This is a genomic window from Xanthomonas sp. NCPPB 3959 (assembly GCF_056675575.1).
The window spans coordinates 190,049-206,654 of the sequence record NZ_JBWWVR010000002.1 but is presented as its reverse complement, the minus strand read 5'-3'; the positions used below and the strand labels follow the sequence as shown (position 1 = coordinate 206,654).

Sequence of the window (16,606 nt, the reverse complement as noted above, 5' to 3'; positions counted from 1 at the left end):
GGACTGTTTACGCCAGCCTGATTAGGCTGACGCCGCCGCGAACGAATCCGAGAGTTTAAAACAAGCCCACCCTATGCCGAAGCTCGATCGATATCTGCTTAGCGATTTCACCCAGAGCTTCCTGGCCACTTTGATCGTGCTGTTGGTCGTCAGCGTGGGCGGCGTGCTGGTGGATATCCTCGGCAATATCGCCGACGGCCGCATCCCCGCTCGCTTGTTGCTGTCTCAGGTGGGCCTGCAATTTGTGGCCTACCTGCCGATCATCCTGCCGCTGGCGCTCATGCTCGGCCTGCTGTTGGCACTGGCGAGGCTGTACCGCGATTCAGAAATGGCCGTGATCACCGCCATTGGCGTCGGCCCGCGGCGCATGTTGCGCCCGATCCTGATGCTGGTGGTGCCGGTGGTGGTGCTGATTGGGTTGTGCTCGCTGTGGTTGGGCCCGTGGGCCAGCCGTACCGCCGAGACCATGCTGGAAGACGCCAACCGCAGCGTGCTGATGGCCGGCCTGGAGTCGGGCAAGTTCACTCCGCTGTCCGGCGGTGGGGTGGTCTACCTGACCACGATCTCGGCCGACGGCAAGGGCCTGGGCAAGGTGTTCATGCAGCGCCAGAAGGACGACCGCATCGATGTGGTCACCGCCGAGCGTGGCGCGATGTTCTTCGAAGGCAAGGCCAACCGCTACCTGCGCCTGGAGGACGGTTACCGCATCGAAGGCCCGGCCGCCGGCAACACCCTGGACTACCGCTTGATGAAGTTCGCCAGCAACGACGTGGCCTTGCCCGACCGCAGCCAGGTGCACGACGCCAACGATCCGGAAGTGATGTGGACCACGCAGCTGCTGTCGGACGAGCGCCCGGCCGCGCGCGCGCAGCTGCATGAGCGTCTGGCGCCGCCGCTGCTGGCACTGGCGTTCGCGCTGCTGACCCTGCCGCTGTCGCGCAGTGCGCCGCGGCAGCAGCGCTACGGCCGGATCATGCTGGCGTTCCTGGCGTACATGGTGGGTACCAACCTGATGATCGTCGGCACCCAGTGGATCGCCAACGGCAAGACACCGGCCGCGCTCGGTCTGTGGTGGCTGACGCTGCCGCTGCTGGCAGTGGCGATCTGGGCGTATGCACGCGATGGCCGCGTGCGTCGGCCGAGGGTGCGCGCATGAGGCTGATGCCACGGGTACACGATTGGTACGTCGGGCGCGCGGTGCTGTTCACCGTGCTGCTGACCTGGGCCGTGCTGCTGGGGTTGGATCTGGTCAACGCGTTTGCCAGCGAGGCCAAGAATATTGGCCAGGGGAGCTATACCTTTGGTCATGCGTTCGCTTATGTGGCGTACACGGTGCCGCGGCGGGCCTACACCCTGTTCCCCACCGCGGCGGTGATCGGTGCCTTGATGGGGCTGGGCCAGTTGGCGGCCACCTCCGAGCTGACCGCCTTGCGTGCGCTGGGCGTGTCGCGCAAGCGGATGTCGGCCTCGGTGGTCGCTGCGATGGCGTTGCTGACCGCCGGCATGGTGATCAGCGGCGAGACGGTGGGGCCGTGGGCACAGAACCAGGCCGATACGCTCAAGACCAGCGCCCGCTACAACAGCGATATGGCAATGGCGCGCTATTCGGGCCTGTGGGCGCGCGAAGGCGATACCTTCCTCAATGCGCTGAGCGGCGAGGAGAAGTTGCTCGACGGCGGCGGTACCGCGCTGGATCTGCACGATGTGCGGCTGTATCACCTCGATGCCAGCGGCCGCCTGCAGCAGCTGACCTACGCGGCGTTGGCAGAAAATCGCAATGGCGCCTGGACGCTGCGCCAGGTGCGCCGCGATACCTTCCAGGAGCGCTCGGTGCAGCGCGAAACCTTCCCCGAGCTGCCGTGGCAATCGCAGCTCAGCCCTGCGGCGCTGGCAGCCGGGCTGGCCAAGCCGCGCAACCTGTCCGCGCGCGATCTGGAACAGAGCATCGAGTACCGCCGCCGCAATGGCCTGGACGCGCGCGACTACGAAGATCAGTACTGGAGCCGCTGGTTCTATCCGCTCAATGTATTGGCGCTGTGCCTGGCGGCGATTCCGTTCTCGTTCGGTTCGCTGCGTAGCGGCGGTCTGGGCAAGCGGCTGTTCCTGGGCATCCTGTTCGCGCTGGGCTTCTGGCTGCTGCAACTGTTCTTCGGCCGCATGGCCGGTGCGCTCAAGCTGGATTACCGCATCGCCTATGCACTGCCGCCGATGGTGATGCTGGGGGTGTCGGCATGGTTGTTCCGGCGGCGCAGTAGCTAGAGCGACTAACAAAACGATAGCGCTCAATGCCAGGTGGCGCGGCCGTTGCTCGGGATCGGCATGTAATACGCATGCACGTCGCCTGCTCCGCGCCTTGAACATCCACCTGACGACCGCTCGCTACGTTGTGTCAGCGATTCTCGGTCGCGCCGCCTTGCATCAGTGGCTTGTGGCGGCGGCCATGCGCTCGCGTGATCGAGCTTATTTCTTGGGTTTGGGAATCCTCTGCAACCGCGTGCCACTTGCACGGTCGTGCCACGCCAGTCCATCACGATCCACCCACGCCCACCAGAATCCGAGTCCGCCCAGGGCTAGCGACAACGTGCCCACCGCATAGCGGATCCATAGCGCGCGCCAGGAGGCCTGCGGGCCGATCAGCGACAGCCGCCATGGGCGCATGCCCAGGGTCTGGCCGCCGCGCCGCCAGCTCACCGTGGCGTAGATGCCGGCGGCGATCCAGCAGCACAGCCACAACAACCATTGCCAACCGCTGAAAGGGGCGATGTTTTCGCGTGCGGGATGCCCGGCAAGCGTGAAGCCCAGGGTGAAAACGGCGGAAATCAGCATCCATAGCGCCAGCACCGGCCAGGCGTCGTAACACATGGCCAGCAGCCGCCAGCCGATCAAGGCAGGGACGCGTGCAGTGCGAGGCGAGGGAATCGAGGTCATGCCGCGAGCATAGCCGGCACGGGCGATCGAGCAACGCCGCGTTGCGGCAGCGCCATGCTGAGGAATAGGAGCGACCAAGTGGCCGGTGAACTTCATCAAGCGGTCGTCCGAAGGTGTTGCTGGCGGCCGGCAAAGCGACTGCGCAAAGTGTGGGCGTGCAGCAACGGCGGCTCGTTGCGCCGAGGAGCGCGCTGCCAACACTTCATCACCGCCAACGCAGCACATCGCAACCCACGCGACAGGCTCTATGCTGTTGCGATGTCTGCCAGCAGTCCTGCCGAACGTCGCCAACTCGCCCAACAGCTGCCGCCCCTGCAGGCAGCCGATGCTGCTGCCATCGAGCGCTTCCTGGATCGTTTCTGGGCCGAGAACGGCGTGGCGCGGCAGACCCTGGACAGCTATCGGCGCGATCTGGAAGGGCTGGCGCGTTGGCGCGACGGGGCCGGCGGTGGGCTGCTGGGCGTCGATCGGGCTGCGGTGTTCGACTATCTACGCTGGCGCTCCGAGGCGCGCTATTCGCCACGCAGCACGGCGCGGTTGTTGTCGACGCTGCGGGCGTTTTACGGGCTGTGTCTGCGCGAGGGCCTGCGCAGCGACGACCCGACCGCGCTGATCGATCCGCCCCACTTGCCGCGCAGCTTGCCCAAGGCGCTGACCGAAAGTCAGATCGAAGCACTGCTGGCCGCTCCCGACATCGACAGCCCGCTGGGCCTGCGCGATCGTGCCATGCTGGAGCTGATGTATGCCGCCGGCCTGCGCGTCAGCGAGCTGGTCAACCTGCCGGCGGTGGGGGTCAATCTGCGACAAGGCGTACTGCGGGTGACCGGCAAGGGCAGCAAGGATCGGCTGGTGCCGCTGGGCGAGGAATCCCAGCATTGGCTGGAGCGCTATCTGCATGAAGCGCGCCCAGTGCTGGCCAGCCACAAGCCGGTGCCGCCGGTGGATGGGCAGGTGCCGCTGTTCATCGACGCCGCACGTCAGCCGCCCAGCCGCCAGCAGTTCTGGGCGCTGGTCAAACGTTATGCGGCGGTGGCCGGGATCGACCCGGACACGGTTAGCCCGCACGGGTTGCGCCACAGCTTCGCCACTCATCTGCTCAACCACGGCGCAGACCTGCGCGCGCTGCAGATGCTGCTCGGCCATAGCTCGTTGTCGACCACCCAGATCTACACGCTGGTGGCGCGCCAGCATCTGCAAAAGTTGCACGCCAAGCATCATCCTCGCGGGTGAACGGGTACTGCAGCAGGCCGGTGGTGATGCATCTCGCCAGGTAAGGGGCTGCCAGCGAGCCGGTCAATGCGCAATCGCCACGACCCGCGCGCCGATCCCCGCAACGAACCGGCCGTTCGGGTGGCCAATAAACTGAGCCGGGCGTTGCCTTGCTTCATCTGCGCTGTGCGAGAATCTGGGTACCCCATTCCACTGGATGCGTGAATGTATCGTCTTGCCATCGCCGCGCTGCTGGGCGCGATCAGTCTTACCGCCTGCGCACAATCGTCGCAGCCTGCGGCAAGCAATGCCGGCGCCAAGCCAGCCGCCGCGCCTGCCGCCACCGGCAATGTGGATCAGCGTGTGAGCACGGCGCTCAAGGCGCTGGACCCGGACTTCAAGCCCGATTACATCGGTGCCGCGCCGTTCCCCGGTTTCCGCGAAGTGGTGGTGGGCGGGCAGGTGCTGTACGTCAGCGACGACGGCCGTTACCTGATGCAGGCGCAGCCGTTCGATATCCAGAACAAGCAGTTTGCCGCCAGCGCCGGTCTGCTGGCCTATCGCCGTAAGCAGCTGGAAACCATCCCCAAGGCCGACCGCATTGTGTTTGCGCCGGCGAATCCGAAGTACGCGGTCACTGTGTTCACCGACGTGGAGTGCGGCTACTGCCGCAAGCTGCACAGCGAGATCGCCGAGCTGAACAAGCAGGGCATCGCGGTGGAATACGTCGCTTTCCCGCGCATGGGCCTGGGCAGCCAGGACTACAAGGACATGGTGGCGGTGTGGTGCTCGGCCGACCGCAAGCAGGCGCTGACCAACGCCAAGTCCGGTCAGTCGGTGAGTTCCAAGGACTGCAAGAACCCGGTGTCGATGGAGTACACGCTGGGCCAGCGCCTGGGCGTCAACGGCACCCCGGCGATCTTTGCGCCGGACGGCACCCAGCTCGGTGGCTACCTGCCGCCGGCGCAGCTGCGTGAGGCGCTGGAAAAGCGCGCCGTCACCACGGCGGGCGGAAGCCGCTGATGTCTCTGCAAGCGGCGTTGTGATGCCGCTTCGGCGCTGGTGGCTTCGACCGCCAGCGTGATTGCCAGAAAGGCCGGGATGCGCACGCATTCCTGCCTTTTGCGTTGCAGGGCGGGTGTTACCCAGCCGATCGCCAGCCGGCCCACGCTCGGCCGGGCGCTGAGCCCCTCAACCTCCGTTACAATCTGCAGCCCCGTTTCTGACACGGTTCCCCGGACATGATGGTCCTCGAGGGCGCTTCCGCCCTTTCGCCGTTCCGCCGCGCTCGGCTCGAAACCCGCCTGCAAACCCTCGTCCCCGCGCTGCGCATCACTGGCGCCTGGCACGTGTACTTCATCCGCGTCGAGGCCGGGCAAGCGCCCGACCAGGCCACCTTGCAGCGGATCCTGCAGGCCGAAGCGGCGCCCGCGCCGCGCGCCGAAGACGCCTCCTCGCGCTATGTGGTGCCGCGTCTGGGCACGCTATCGCCGTGGTCGAGCAAGGCCACCGAACTGGTGCGCGGGGCCGGGCAGCCGATCCAGCGTGTGGAGCGCGGTACCCGCATCGATCTGGCCGGCTGGCCGGACAACGACGCCGACCAGGCCGCCGTGGCCAAGCTGCTGCACGACCCGATGACCCAATCGCTGCTCGGTTCGGCGGCCGCTGCCGAGGCGCTGTTCAACGAGCCGGATCGTGGCCAGTTGCAGCACGTGGCGCTGGATGCGCTGGAGCAGGCCAACCGCGCGCTGGGCCTGGCCCTGGCGCAGGACGAGATCGACTACCTGCGCGAACGCTTCGCTGCGCTGGGCCGCGACCCGACCGACGTCGAGCTGATGATGTTCGCCCAGGCCAACTCCGAGCATTGCCGGCACAAGATCTTCAACGCCAGCTGGAGCATCGACGGCAAGCCGCAGGAACGCTCGCTGTTCCGCATGATCAAGCACACCCACCAGCAGACCCCGCAGCACACCTTGTCGGCCTATAGCGACAACGCCGCGGTGGTGGAAGGCGTGCCGGCCGCGCGTTACCGCCCGGATCCGGCCAGCGGCGAATACCGCAGCGAAGCGGTAGTGCCGTCGGCATTTGCGATCAAGGTGGAAACGCATAACCACCCAACCGCAATCGCGCCGTTTCCTGGCGCGGCGACCGGTGCGGGCGGCGAGATCCGCGACGAAGGCGCCACCGGCCGCGGCGGCAAGCCCAAGGCCGGTCTGACCGGCTTTACGGTGTCGCATCTGCGCATCCCGACCCTGCCGCAGCCGTGGGAGGCGCCGCGCGCGCTGAACCCGCGCATGGCCCCGGCGCTGGACATCATGCTCGAGGGCCCGCTCGGCGGCGCTGCGTTCAACAACGAATTCGGCCGGCCGAATCTGCTCGGCTATTTCCGCAGTTTCGAGCTCGCCGAAGGCGAGGGTCTGACCCGCGCCTACGACAAGCCGATCATGCTGGCCGGCGGCCTGGGCGCGATCGACCGCAATCAGGTCGAGAAGCTGCGCCTGCAGCCAGGCGATGCGGTGATCGTGCTCGGCGGGCCGGCGATGCTGATCGGCCTGGGCGGCGGCGCTGCCAGTTCGGTGGCGGCCGGCGACAGTGCCGAGGCTCTGGATTTCGCCAGTGTGCAGCGCGAAAACCCGGAGATGGAGCGCCGCTGCCAGGAGGTCATCGACCGCTGCGTGGCGCTGGGCACGGACAACCCGATCCGCTGGTTCCACGACGTGGGCGCGGGCGGCCTGTCCAACGCCATCCCCGAGTTGCTGCACGACTCCGGCGTGGGCGGCGTCATCGACCTGGGCCGCGTGCTCAGCGACGACCCCTCGTTGTCGCCGCTGGAACTGTGGTGCAACGAATCGCAGGAACGCTATGTGCTGGGTGTGCCGCAGGCGCGCCTGGACGAGTTCGCCGCGATCTGCGCCCGCGAACGCTGCCCGTTTGCGGCAGTGGGCGTGGCCACGTCCGAGGAGCGGCTGGTGGTTGGGTATGGCGTGTTTGGGGACGGGATTGGTGATTCGGGATTGGCGATTCGCAAAAGCGATTCGTCAGTTGCCGGGTCCGCCGTTGCTTTCAACCAATCCCCAATCCCGAATTCCCAATCCCGGCTCCCGATCGATTTGCCGATGGACGTGCTGTTCGGCAAGGCGCCGAAGATGCATCGCGATGCGGTGCATCCGGCCGCGCCGCAGTGGCCGGTGCTGCAGACCGCCACGTTGGACCTGCAGCAGGCCGGTTTGCGCGTGCTGGCCCATCCCACGGTCGCGTCCAAGAGCTTTCTGGTCACCATCGGCGATCGCAGCGTGGGCGGCTTGACCGCGCGCGAGCAGATGATCGGGCCGTGGCAGCTGCCGCTGGCCGATTGCGCGATCACGATGGCTGGATTCGAGACGTTTGCCGGCGAAGCGATGTCGATCGGCGAGCGCACCCCGCTGGCGTTGTTGAACGCTGCGGCGTCGGCGCGCATGGCGGTGGGCGAGGCGATCACCAACCTGTGCGCCGCACCGGTGCAGACGCTGGACAGCATCAAGCTCTCGGCCAACTGGATGGCCGCCGCCGGTCACGCCGGCGAAGACGCCTTGTTGTACGACGCGGTGCGTGCGATCGGCATGGAACTGTGCCCGGCACTCGAATTGAGCGTGCCGGTGGGCAAGGACTCGCTGTCGATGCAGGCGCAGTGGCAAGGAGCCGGGATTGGTGATTCGGCATTCGGGATTGGCCAAACGTCAGAGCCTTCCGCTGTTGCCAATCCCCAATCCCCAATCTCCAATCCCGTCACGCACAAGAGCGTTTCACCTGTCTCGCTGATCATCAGTGCGTTCGCACCGGTGGGCGATGTGCGCACGCAACTGACGCCGTTGTTGCGCAGCGACGAAGAGAGCGAGCTGTGGTTGATCGGGTTGGGTGGCGGCAAGCAGCGCCTGGGCGGGTCGGTGTTGGCGCAGGTATATGCCGATGATGCGGCGTTGCCGGCCTTCGGTGGCGAAGTGCCGGATCTGGACGATCCGCAGCGGCTGCGGAGTTTCTTCGAACTGATCCGTGCGGCGCGCGAGAGCGGCTTGTTGCTGGCGTATCACGACCGCAGCGATGGCGGTGCGTTTGCGGCGCTGTGCGAAATGGCGTTCGCCTCGCGGCAGGGTCTGGATATCACGCTCGATGCGTGGGGCGACGATGCGTTCCGCAGTCTGTTCAACGAAGAACTGGGCGCGGTGGTGCAGATCGCCAGCGAGGATCGCGCCGCGTTCGCCGATCTGGTGGAGCGGCATGCCTTGACCGAATGCGCGCAGCGCATTGCACGCCCCACCGGTGCGCCGCGCATCCGCGTGAGCGGACAGGGCCGGGTGCTGGCTGAGTGGCGTTGGGAAGAATTGTTCGATGCCTGGTGGTCGGTGACGCACGCCATGCAGAAACTGCGCGACAACCCGGACAGCGCCGACGAAGAGCGCGCGCTGGCACGCGACTTCAAGGCACCGGGATTGCGTCCGAAGCTGGTGTTCGATCCGTCTGAAGACGTGGCCGCGCCATTCGTGGCGACCGGTGCGCGGCCCAAGGTGGCGATCCTGCGCGAGCAGGGCGTCAACGGGCAGATCGAGATGGCCTACAACTTCGAGCGCGCCGGTTTCCGTGCGTTCGACGTGCATATGAGCGACCTGATCGAAGGCCGTGTGGATCTGGCGCAGTTCTCCGGTTTCGCGGCCTGCGGCGGTTTCAGCTACGGCGACGTGCTGGGTGCCGGCCGTGGCTGGGCCACCTCGATCCTGGAGCGTTCGGCCTTGCGCGATGCGTTTGCCGACTTCTTCGCGCGCAGCGATACCTTCGCGCTGGGCGTGTGCAACGGCTGCCAGATGCTCAGCCAGCTCAAGGACATCATTCCCGGTGCCGAGCATTGGCCGCGCTTTCTGCGCAATCGTAGTGAGCAGTTCGAAGCGCGCACCGCGTTGTTGGAAGTGGTGGAATCGCCGTCGCTGTTCCTGCGCGGCATGGCTGGCTCGCGGATTCCGGTGGCGGTGGCGCATGGCGAAGGCCGCGCCGAGTTCGACACCGTGGTGGATCAGGCGGCCGTGCGTGTGGCCCTGCGTTTCATCGATGGCGACGGCGCAGTGGCGTCGCAGTACCCGCTCAATCCGAACGGTTCGCCGGACGGCATCACTGGCCTGACCAGCACCGACGGCCGCGCCACCATCCTGATGCCGCACCCCGAGCGCAGCCCGCGCACGGCAAACCTGAGTTGGCACCCGGCCGACTGGGGCGAGGACTCGCCGTGGCTGCGGATGTTCCGCAATGCGCGCGTGTGGTGTGGTTGATGCTGTGCAGCTCTGCGGTGTGAGTTAGAGCGCCCGAAGCAACCGCTTCATTCGACGGCCGTGTGCAGCGATGCACACGGCCGTCGTCGTTTCGGCTGCTGCGTGCATGCATCTGCACGCGGTTTTCGCGGGTCGCTTGATCCTGCCCGCGATGCGCGTCGTCCAGAAGAGCGCATCGAACGCCGGTCCAGCCGCGCATGGTCAGACCCGCTTTCAAGCGATGCAAGCCGGCTTGTCTGCGGCAGGCGCATGCAAGGTTTCCTAATTCCATCGAGCGCCCGTGCATCGGGACTGCGCATGTCCGGCGGGCGTTGCAGCTGAGGCATGACCTTCGATTGATAACTCCCGATCAGTGCAGCTGCAGCCGCGCGTGATCGCATCGCAGTCGGGTGCGTCGCTGCTACATTTTTTGAATGTCGATACGTGGTTTACTTTAAGTAACTATAAAAAATACTAGGTATTTAGTTGGTGCGTTCGATGATGTCGCTTGTGTGACGTTAATCTCATCTGAACTTTTGGTTTTTCAATAAATTCATCCAACGTTATGAATCTCTGATTCGCACGGTTTCCGCTGCAAATTCACGTCTTTATCGCTGATTCTTTTGCGCGGGATTTTCCCGATGTAGAAGGTAAGCGAGTGCGTTTTCGATAAACCTCAGGGGGACCGTGCGACGCAGTCGTGCAGTGGTCGGTTTCTACATACCAGGCCAATGGGGAGTAAGGCGTTAATGAAGCGAATTCAATTGAATGCCGGTGGTGAGCAGTGTGCTCATCGCCGAACGGCGCGACGTGTCTGCGATTTGATAAACCCACCCTTCAGTCGAGTGCATCTGCACGCGAGCGGTGGGCTGGCGGCGGCGATGATGCTGGTACTCGTCGGCATGGCCGGAGTTGCCGAGGCCGCATCCCCGCAAGCGACCGCGATCACGCGCTGCACGGTGGCCAACGGTCAGCAGCATTGCGACACCGGGACTGCAACAGCGGCCGGTAACGCAGATCCCGCAGCCGCGACCACGCAGACCTCGGCCATACCGAACGCCGAGACGGATGTGCCGGCGTTCGCAGAGGGTCAGGACGCCCTGGCGCTGGGCAACGCAAGCAATGCCCTGGGCGATGGAACCAGCGCACTCGGCGGCGGAAGCCTGGCACTGGAGCGCGATGCGACGGCGATCGGGCATAACGCCTCGGCTGCAGGAGAATCGGCTACCGCCATTGGCGGCGTTGCAACGGTCTACGATTACGACGCGTCCGGTTTTGTCATCGGGCAACGCGAACAAGCCGCGCAGGCATCCGGTGTGGGCTCTACCGCCATCGGTGGTGGTGCACTGGCCAGCGATCCGTTTTCCACGGCGTTGGGCAGTGGTGCTGGTGCTGACGGTGTGCAGAGCACGGCACTGGGGTACCGCGCGCAGACGTTCGACGATGGGGCCACTGCGATCGGCGGTTTGTCCACGGCCAGTGGATTCCTCTCCAGTGCAGGCGGCTATTTGTCGCGTGCCAGTGGAGATGCGTCCACCGCTTTCGGTTATAGAGCGCGCAGCGAAGGTAGCAGCAGTATCGCGGTCGGCGACACCGCATTGGCTAGTGGCGTGCAGAGCGTGGTGGTCGGTGGCATCAGTAACTTCGGTTCGATCACCGCCGCCACCGGAACAGGCGGCATCGCGCTGGGCGCAGGGGCGCAGAGCCAGTCCGATTATGCGATTGCCATTGGCTACGATTCCAACATCTTCCCCAATCAGCCAGGCAACACCGATTCGGTGGCGATCGGGCACAGCGCCGGTTCGTTTGCGCCACGCACGGTGTCGCTGGGTGGCTTCTCATTGGCGATGGGCGATGGTGGCATCTCGATCGGTCACGACAGCACCGCCTACACTGAAAACAGTATCGCGTTAGGCGCGCGTGCCGGTACCTCGTGGTTCAACGGCAACAATACGGCGATTGGTGCAGATTCCGAAACCAATGGCATCGATGCGGTGGCAATCGGCTATGGCGCGCGCGTAGGCGATTTTGTCGACGATGCCTGGAATCGCTCGGCATCCAGCGCCGTGGCGTTGGGTGCGCGTTCCTACGCATACCGCAGCAACACGGTCTCGGTTGGCGATGTGCAGGCGGGGCTGACGCGTCAGATCACCAGCGTTGCTGCAGGCACCGAAGCCAACGATGCGGTCAATCTCGCCCAGCTCGACAGCGTGCGTGCTGTCGCCGATCGTCTCGACAGCACGCTGGCGATTGGCAAAACCGACGGGGATGAAACCGCTGCCTACGTGGACGGCCTGAATGCGATCGCGTTGGGGAGCGCAAGCAACGCGATCGGCGATGGCGCCAATGCGCTGGGCTCGGGCAGTCTGGCGCTGGGGCGCGATACGGTCGCTGTCGGGCACAACGCCAGCGCGGCCGATGCATCGGCGGTGGCGGTGGGCGGTGTTGCCTCTGTGCCGGTGTTCGACGCCTCTGGCTCAATCGTGGGCGCGCAGGAACAGGCCACCCTGGCACAGGCGCGCGGTGCCGTGGCGCTGGGGAGCGGGGCGGTTGCCGCGCGTACCTTCGCTACTGCGGTCGGCACGGGGGCCGCGGCCAGTGGCGAGCAGTCGATGGCGGCGGGGTTCAGCGCACGAGCGCAGGACGATGTTGCCACCGCTGTGGGCGCGTTCTCGACAGCGCGCGGTTCGGCGGCGTCGGCCTTCGGTTTCGGTGCGCTGGCCAATGCGAGTCTGACCACCGCGGTAGGCTTCAATGCCTCCAGCATCGGCGAGAGCAGCGTGGCCGTGGGCAGCCTGGCGGTTGCCGCCGGCGAGCGCAGTGTGACTGTCGGCGGCATGTCGCTGATCAGCTCCAACTTGCGGCCTGCAGGCGCCCTCGGCGTCGGTGGCGTTGCCATCGGCGCAGGTGCGCGCAGCGACGGCGATTACGCCATCGCGCTGGGCTACAACGCCAACGTCTTCTCCAACGACACCAATACCGACGCGGTGGCGATCGGCCATAGCGCTGCCTCGTTTGCGCCGCGCACCGTGTCGTTGGGAACGCTGTCGTCTTCCGAGGGCGCCGAGGCGATTGCAGTCGGCTACGACGCGCGTGCCGTCTCCAGCAGAAGTATCGCGATCGGCAGCGGTGCCACCACGTCGATCTTCTCTGGCGACAATATCGCGTTGGGAACCAATGCCAGGGCCGAGGCGCCCGATGCGATTGCGATCGGGCGCGATGCCAGCGTGGGCGTGTTCATCGGCGATACGGGCAGTGCCGCAATGGCCTTGGGCGTGCAATCGACGGCGCTGGGCAACAACAGTGTGGCGATGGGCTACAACGCCTTTACCCGGCAAAGCGGCAGCAACGCGGTCGCACTCGGTGCCAATGCCGGTGCCAGCGGTGCCGATTCGGTGGCCTTGGGCGCCGGCTCGCGCACCTACGAGGCCAACGTGGTGTCGGTGGGTAACGGCAATGGCCGCGGTGGTCCGGCCACGCGTCGCATCGTCAATGTGGGTGCTGGTGCAATCGCCACCGGCAGCAGCGATGCGATCAACGGTGGGCAGTTGTTCGGTGCCTTAAGTAACGCCGCCAGCTTCCTTGGTGGCGGTGCGGCGATCGGTGCGCAAGGCGTGTTCGTTGCGCCGACCTATGTGATCCAGGGCAGCAGTTACAGCAACGTCGGTGCGGCATTGACGGCGTTGGACAGCAAGGTCAGCGAGCTGGATGCGCGTAACGCGACGGCGTCAACGGGCGTTGCGGCACGTTCCTCCGCTGCGCGCGTCGCACGGGCGACAGCAACGGCGACGACGGTTGCACCAGTTGCGCAAACCCCGGCAGCCGCCAGCAGTCTTGCAGATGCGGCGACAGACGATGGCGTGCAGTCGACGCTGATGGCTGCCGACGTGACAACCGACAGCGCGCTGTCTTCAGCGACTGCAACGGCAAGCGGGCCTGCCGCAAGCGATGGCGTACAAGGCACGCCGACCGCAGCAGTGGTCGGCAGCATCACGCCGGCCGCAACGTCCACCGCTGTTGGCACGGCGGCAGTGGCCAACCACGTGACCGGTACTGCAATCGGTGGTAGCGCGTATGCGCATGGCCCCAACGACACCGCCATCGGCAGCAATGCACGCGTCAATGCCGATGGCAGCACGGCGGTGGGCGCCAACACGCAGATTGCGGCGGTGGCGACCAATGCGGTGGCAATGGGCGAAGGCGCGCAGGTCAGTGCGGCATCGGGCACGGCGATTGGCCAGGGCGCACGTGCCAGTGCGCAGGGTGCGGTTGCACTCGGCCAGGGCTCGGTCGCCGATCGTGCCAACACGGTGTCGGTGGGCAGCGTTAGCGGTGAGCGTCAGGTGGCCAACGTGGCGGCCGGCACGCGTGCCACCGATGCGGTCAACAAGGGGCAGCTGGACAACGGCGTTGCCGCTGCCAACAGCTACACCGACAGCCGCTATAGCGCGATGGCCGACAGCTTCGAGACCTATCAGGGCGATATCGAAGACCGCCTGCGTCGGCAGAACCGTCGCCTGGATCGTCAGGGCGCGATGAGCTCGGCGATGTTGAACATGTCCGCCAGCGTGGCCGGTATCGCCTCGCAGAACCGTGTCGGTGCCGGCGTCGGTTTTCAGAACGGCGAATCGGCGCTGTCGGTGGGGTATCAGCGTGCGATCAGCCCGCGCGCCACGGTGACGGTTGGCGGCGCACTCAGTGGCGACGACAGCTCGATCGGCGTGGGTGCCGGTTTCGGCTGGTAACGCGCATTGCATTGCATCTCGCAGCTGCTGCGTGTGCGGCAACTGCGTGCTCACTCATTCGTTGTCGCATTTCATCTTGAAGAGGACTTCATCGTGATTCATAACCATCGTTCCCGGACTCTTGCCATCGCTTGCAGCGCGGTCTTCTCGCTCGGTAGCGGCATTGCCACTGCCGCCACGTTGGATTCCAGTGTGAGCACTGCGCAACGCCAGCAAGCCATGCGCGATGCGCCGGTCGACGGCATCATCGTCAAATACCGCAGCGGCAAAGTGACTGCACGCAGCGTTGGCAATGCATCGGTGGCCACGATCACTGCAGCGGCATCGCGCGCAGCAGTGCAGTTGGCACCGGCGGCACGCAGCGGCAAGGCGGCCGTGCCCACGTATGTGCGCACTTTGGCGGTGGGCAGTGAGTTGATCAAGCTGCCCGCACAACTCAGCCGCAGCGACGCCGATCACCTGGTGCGCGAACTGCAGGCCGATCCTGCGGTGGAATACGCGCAAATCGACGTACGCATGTATCCGTTGCAGAGCAGCGGCGGCAGCTTGCCCAACGACCCGCTGCTGGCAACCAATCAATGGCATCTCACCGATCCGGTGGGCGGCATCGACGCGCCGGCAGCCTGGGCCACTGCCCAAGGCGAAGGCGTGGTGGTGGCGGTGATCGACACCGGCATCTTGCCGGGGCACCCGGATCTGGCCGGCAATTTGCTGCAGGGCTACGACTTCATCAGCGACAGCGGCGTCTCGCGCCGCCCCACCAATGCACGTGTGCCGGGTGCGCTGGATTACGGCGATTGGGAAGCAACCGACGGCGAATGCGGAATTTTTTCAGCTGCTCGCGACAGTTCCTGGCACGGCACGCATGTGGCCGGCACGATTGCCGAAGCCACCGGCAACGCCATTGGCGGTGCCGGTGTGGCCTACAAAGCCAAGGTGCTGCCGGTGCGCGTGCTCGGCCATTGCGGCGGTTCGTCTTCGGACATCACCGACGCCATCGTGTGGGCCTCCGGCGGCCATGTGGAGGGCGTGCCGGACAATCGCGACCCGGCCGAAATCATCAACATGAGCCTGGGTGGTTTCGGGCCTTGCGATTCGGTCACCCAGGCGGCGATCAATGCTGCGGTGTCGCGCGGCACCACGGTGGTGGTGGCGGCCGGCAACGATGGCTCGGATGTGTCCAGCGCAGTACCTGCCAACTGCGCCAACGTGGTGTCGGTGGCGGCCACCCGCCTGACCGGTGGCCTGGCGTACTACAGCAACTTCGGCAGCTTGATCGATCTGGCCGCACCCGGCGGCGGCGCGCGAGATCTGGCAACCGACACCTTGTACGATGGCCCGATCGGCAGCTGGATCTGGCAGACTGGTTACACCGGGAAAACCACGCCCACCTCCGGTCAATTCGCCTATATCGGCCCAGGATTTGCCGGAACCTCGATGGCGTCGCCACATGTGGCCGGCACTGCGGCGTTGGTGCAAAGCGCGTTGATCGCCGATGGCAAGGCGCCGCTGACACCGGCCGCACTGGAGCGCCTGCTCAAGCGCAGTGCGCGTGCGTTCCCGGTGCAGTTGCCGCTTGCTACGCCGGCCGGTACCGGCATCGTGGATGCGGGGGCTGCCATCGATCGCGCGCTGCGCCGTTGCGACGCAGGAGACGTGGGGTGCCAGGTGGATGCGCAACCCCTGCGCAACAGCGTGCCCGAGCGCGGGCTGTCCAACCTGGCCGGCGACAGCGGGGTATTCACCTTCGAAGCGAGCGCGGGTGCGGTGCTGAGTTTCATCAGCTTCGGTGGCAGCGGGCAGGCAGGGTTGTACGTGGCGTTCGGGCGTGAGCCCAGCGCCACCGACAACGACGGTGCCTCAACGCGCAGTGGCACCAGCCAGACCGTGCGCTTTACCGCGCCGCGCGCCGGCACCTACATCCTCAAGCTCGACGGCACCGAGTTCGATGGGGTGAGCCTGCTGGCGCGTCAGTGATCTGACGCATCAGGGCATACCGGCGGCATTCCGTCATTTCCCTGGCGCAATTAGGCTGAAAAGCGGCCGGTACCGCGCCTGCGTGGCACCGGTTTGCCAGCGTGGGGAGCGCTGGTGTGCCCGCTGACGCATTTCGCATCCGATTTTGCGCAATCAAGCCTGCTGGCGACCCGCCAGCGGGCTTTTTTGTCTGCTTTGGACATGCGTATTCAGCTTAGAAATGTCTTGCGAGACATGATCTAGGTCGCTGTTTTCCAAAGATTTATCAAAAAAATAATAAAAGCAAACAGAAGTGTGATGAAAAACACACTTAACTTCGCTTTTCGTCAAAAACTTGACGCCCGATTTGAGCGCTGTTAACACTTCGCTCAGTTCTATGGTTGGGTAGCGTTCACTTTTTGACTATCCAGGGTGCAGGCGTAAGCCGCCCACCGCCGTTAGGCACATGGCGCCAATCACCAGGGGAATCGCATG

At 65.6% G+C, this 16,606-nt stretch carries 8 protein-coding genes and 1 other RNA gene; 8 read left to right on the top strand and 1 reads right to left on the bottom strand.

Annotated features, from left to right (window positions below; translation table 11 throughout):
- Nucleotides 1–73 precede the first annotated feature (73 nt).
- From lptF to AC1KVG_RS03865, 3 genes are all read left to right on the top strand, one after another.
- Complete coding sequence (gene lptF, locus AC1KVG_RS03875; protein ID WP_006448521.1) at nt 74–1,156, top strand: LPS export ABC transporter permease LptF; 1,083 nt, start codon at nt 74–76, stop codon at nt 1,154–1,156.
- Nucleotides 1,153–2,259: an LPS export ABC transporter permease LptG gene (lptG, locus tag AC1KVG_RS03870; protein ID WP_006448520.1), complete on the top strand. Its 1,107-nt coding sequence runs from the start codon at nt 1,153–1,155 to the stop codon at nt 2,257–2,259. The genes lptF and lptG overlap by 4 nt, the downstream gene beginning before the upstream one ends.
- Before the next feature lie 60 nt (nt 2,260–2,319).
- A non-coding RNA gene (locus AC1KVG_RS03865) (sX9 sRNA) lies at nt 2,320–2,395 on the top strand.
- 65 nt (nt 2,396–2,460) lie between these two features.
- Here the strand turns inward: AC1KVG_RS03865 and AC1KVG_RS03860 are convergent.
- Complete coding sequence (locus tag AC1KVG_RS03860) at nt 2,461–2,928, bottom strand: RDD family protein (protein WP_481093553.1); 468 nt, start codon at nt 2,926–2,928, stop codon at nt 2,461–2,463.
- A gap of 258 nt (nt 2,929–3,186) precedes the next feature.
- On the opposite strand from AC1KVG_RS03860, the gene xerD reads away from it, so the two are divergent.
- From xerD to AC1KVG_RS03835, 5 genes are all read left to right on the top strand, one after another.
- Nucleotides 3,187–4,158, top strand: coding sequence for a site-specific tyrosine recombinase XerD (gene xerD, locus AC1KVG_RS03855; protein ID WP_481093552.1), 972 nt, complete (start codon nt 3,187–3,189; stop codon nt 4,156–4,158).
- Between the two features lie 204 nt (nt 4,159–4,362).
- Nucleotides 4,363–5,160: a DsbC family protein gene (locus AC1KVG_RS03850; RefSeq protein WP_006448516.1), complete on the top strand. Its 798-nt coding sequence runs from the start codon at nt 4,363–4,365 to the stop codon at nt 5,158–5,160.
- Between the two features lie 218 nt (nt 5,161–5,378).
- On the top strand, nt 5,379–9,431 hold the full coding sequence (gene purL, locus AC1KVG_RS03845; protein ID WP_481093551.1) for a phosphoribosylformylglycinamidine synthase: 4,053 nt from the start codon (nt 5,379–5,381) through the stop codon (nt 9,429–9,431).
- Nucleotides 9,432–10,291: 860 nt separating this feature from the next.
- Nucleotides 10,292–14,155, top strand: a complete 3,864-nt coding sequence (locus tag AC1KVG_RS03840; protein ID WP_481093550.1) for a YadA family autotransporter adhesin — start codon at nt 10,292–10,294, stop codon at nt 14,153–14,155.
- Nucleotides 14,156–14,374: 219 nt separating this feature from the next.
- Nucleotides 14,375–16,132 carry a S8 family peptidase gene (locus tag AC1KVG_RS03835; protein WP_481093626.1) on the top strand — a complete coding sequence of 586 codons (1,758 nt, stop codon included), beginning with the start codon at nt 14,375–14,377 and terminating at the stop codon, nt 16,130–16,132.
- The last annotated feature ends 474 nt before the right edge of the window (nt 16,133–16,606 follow it).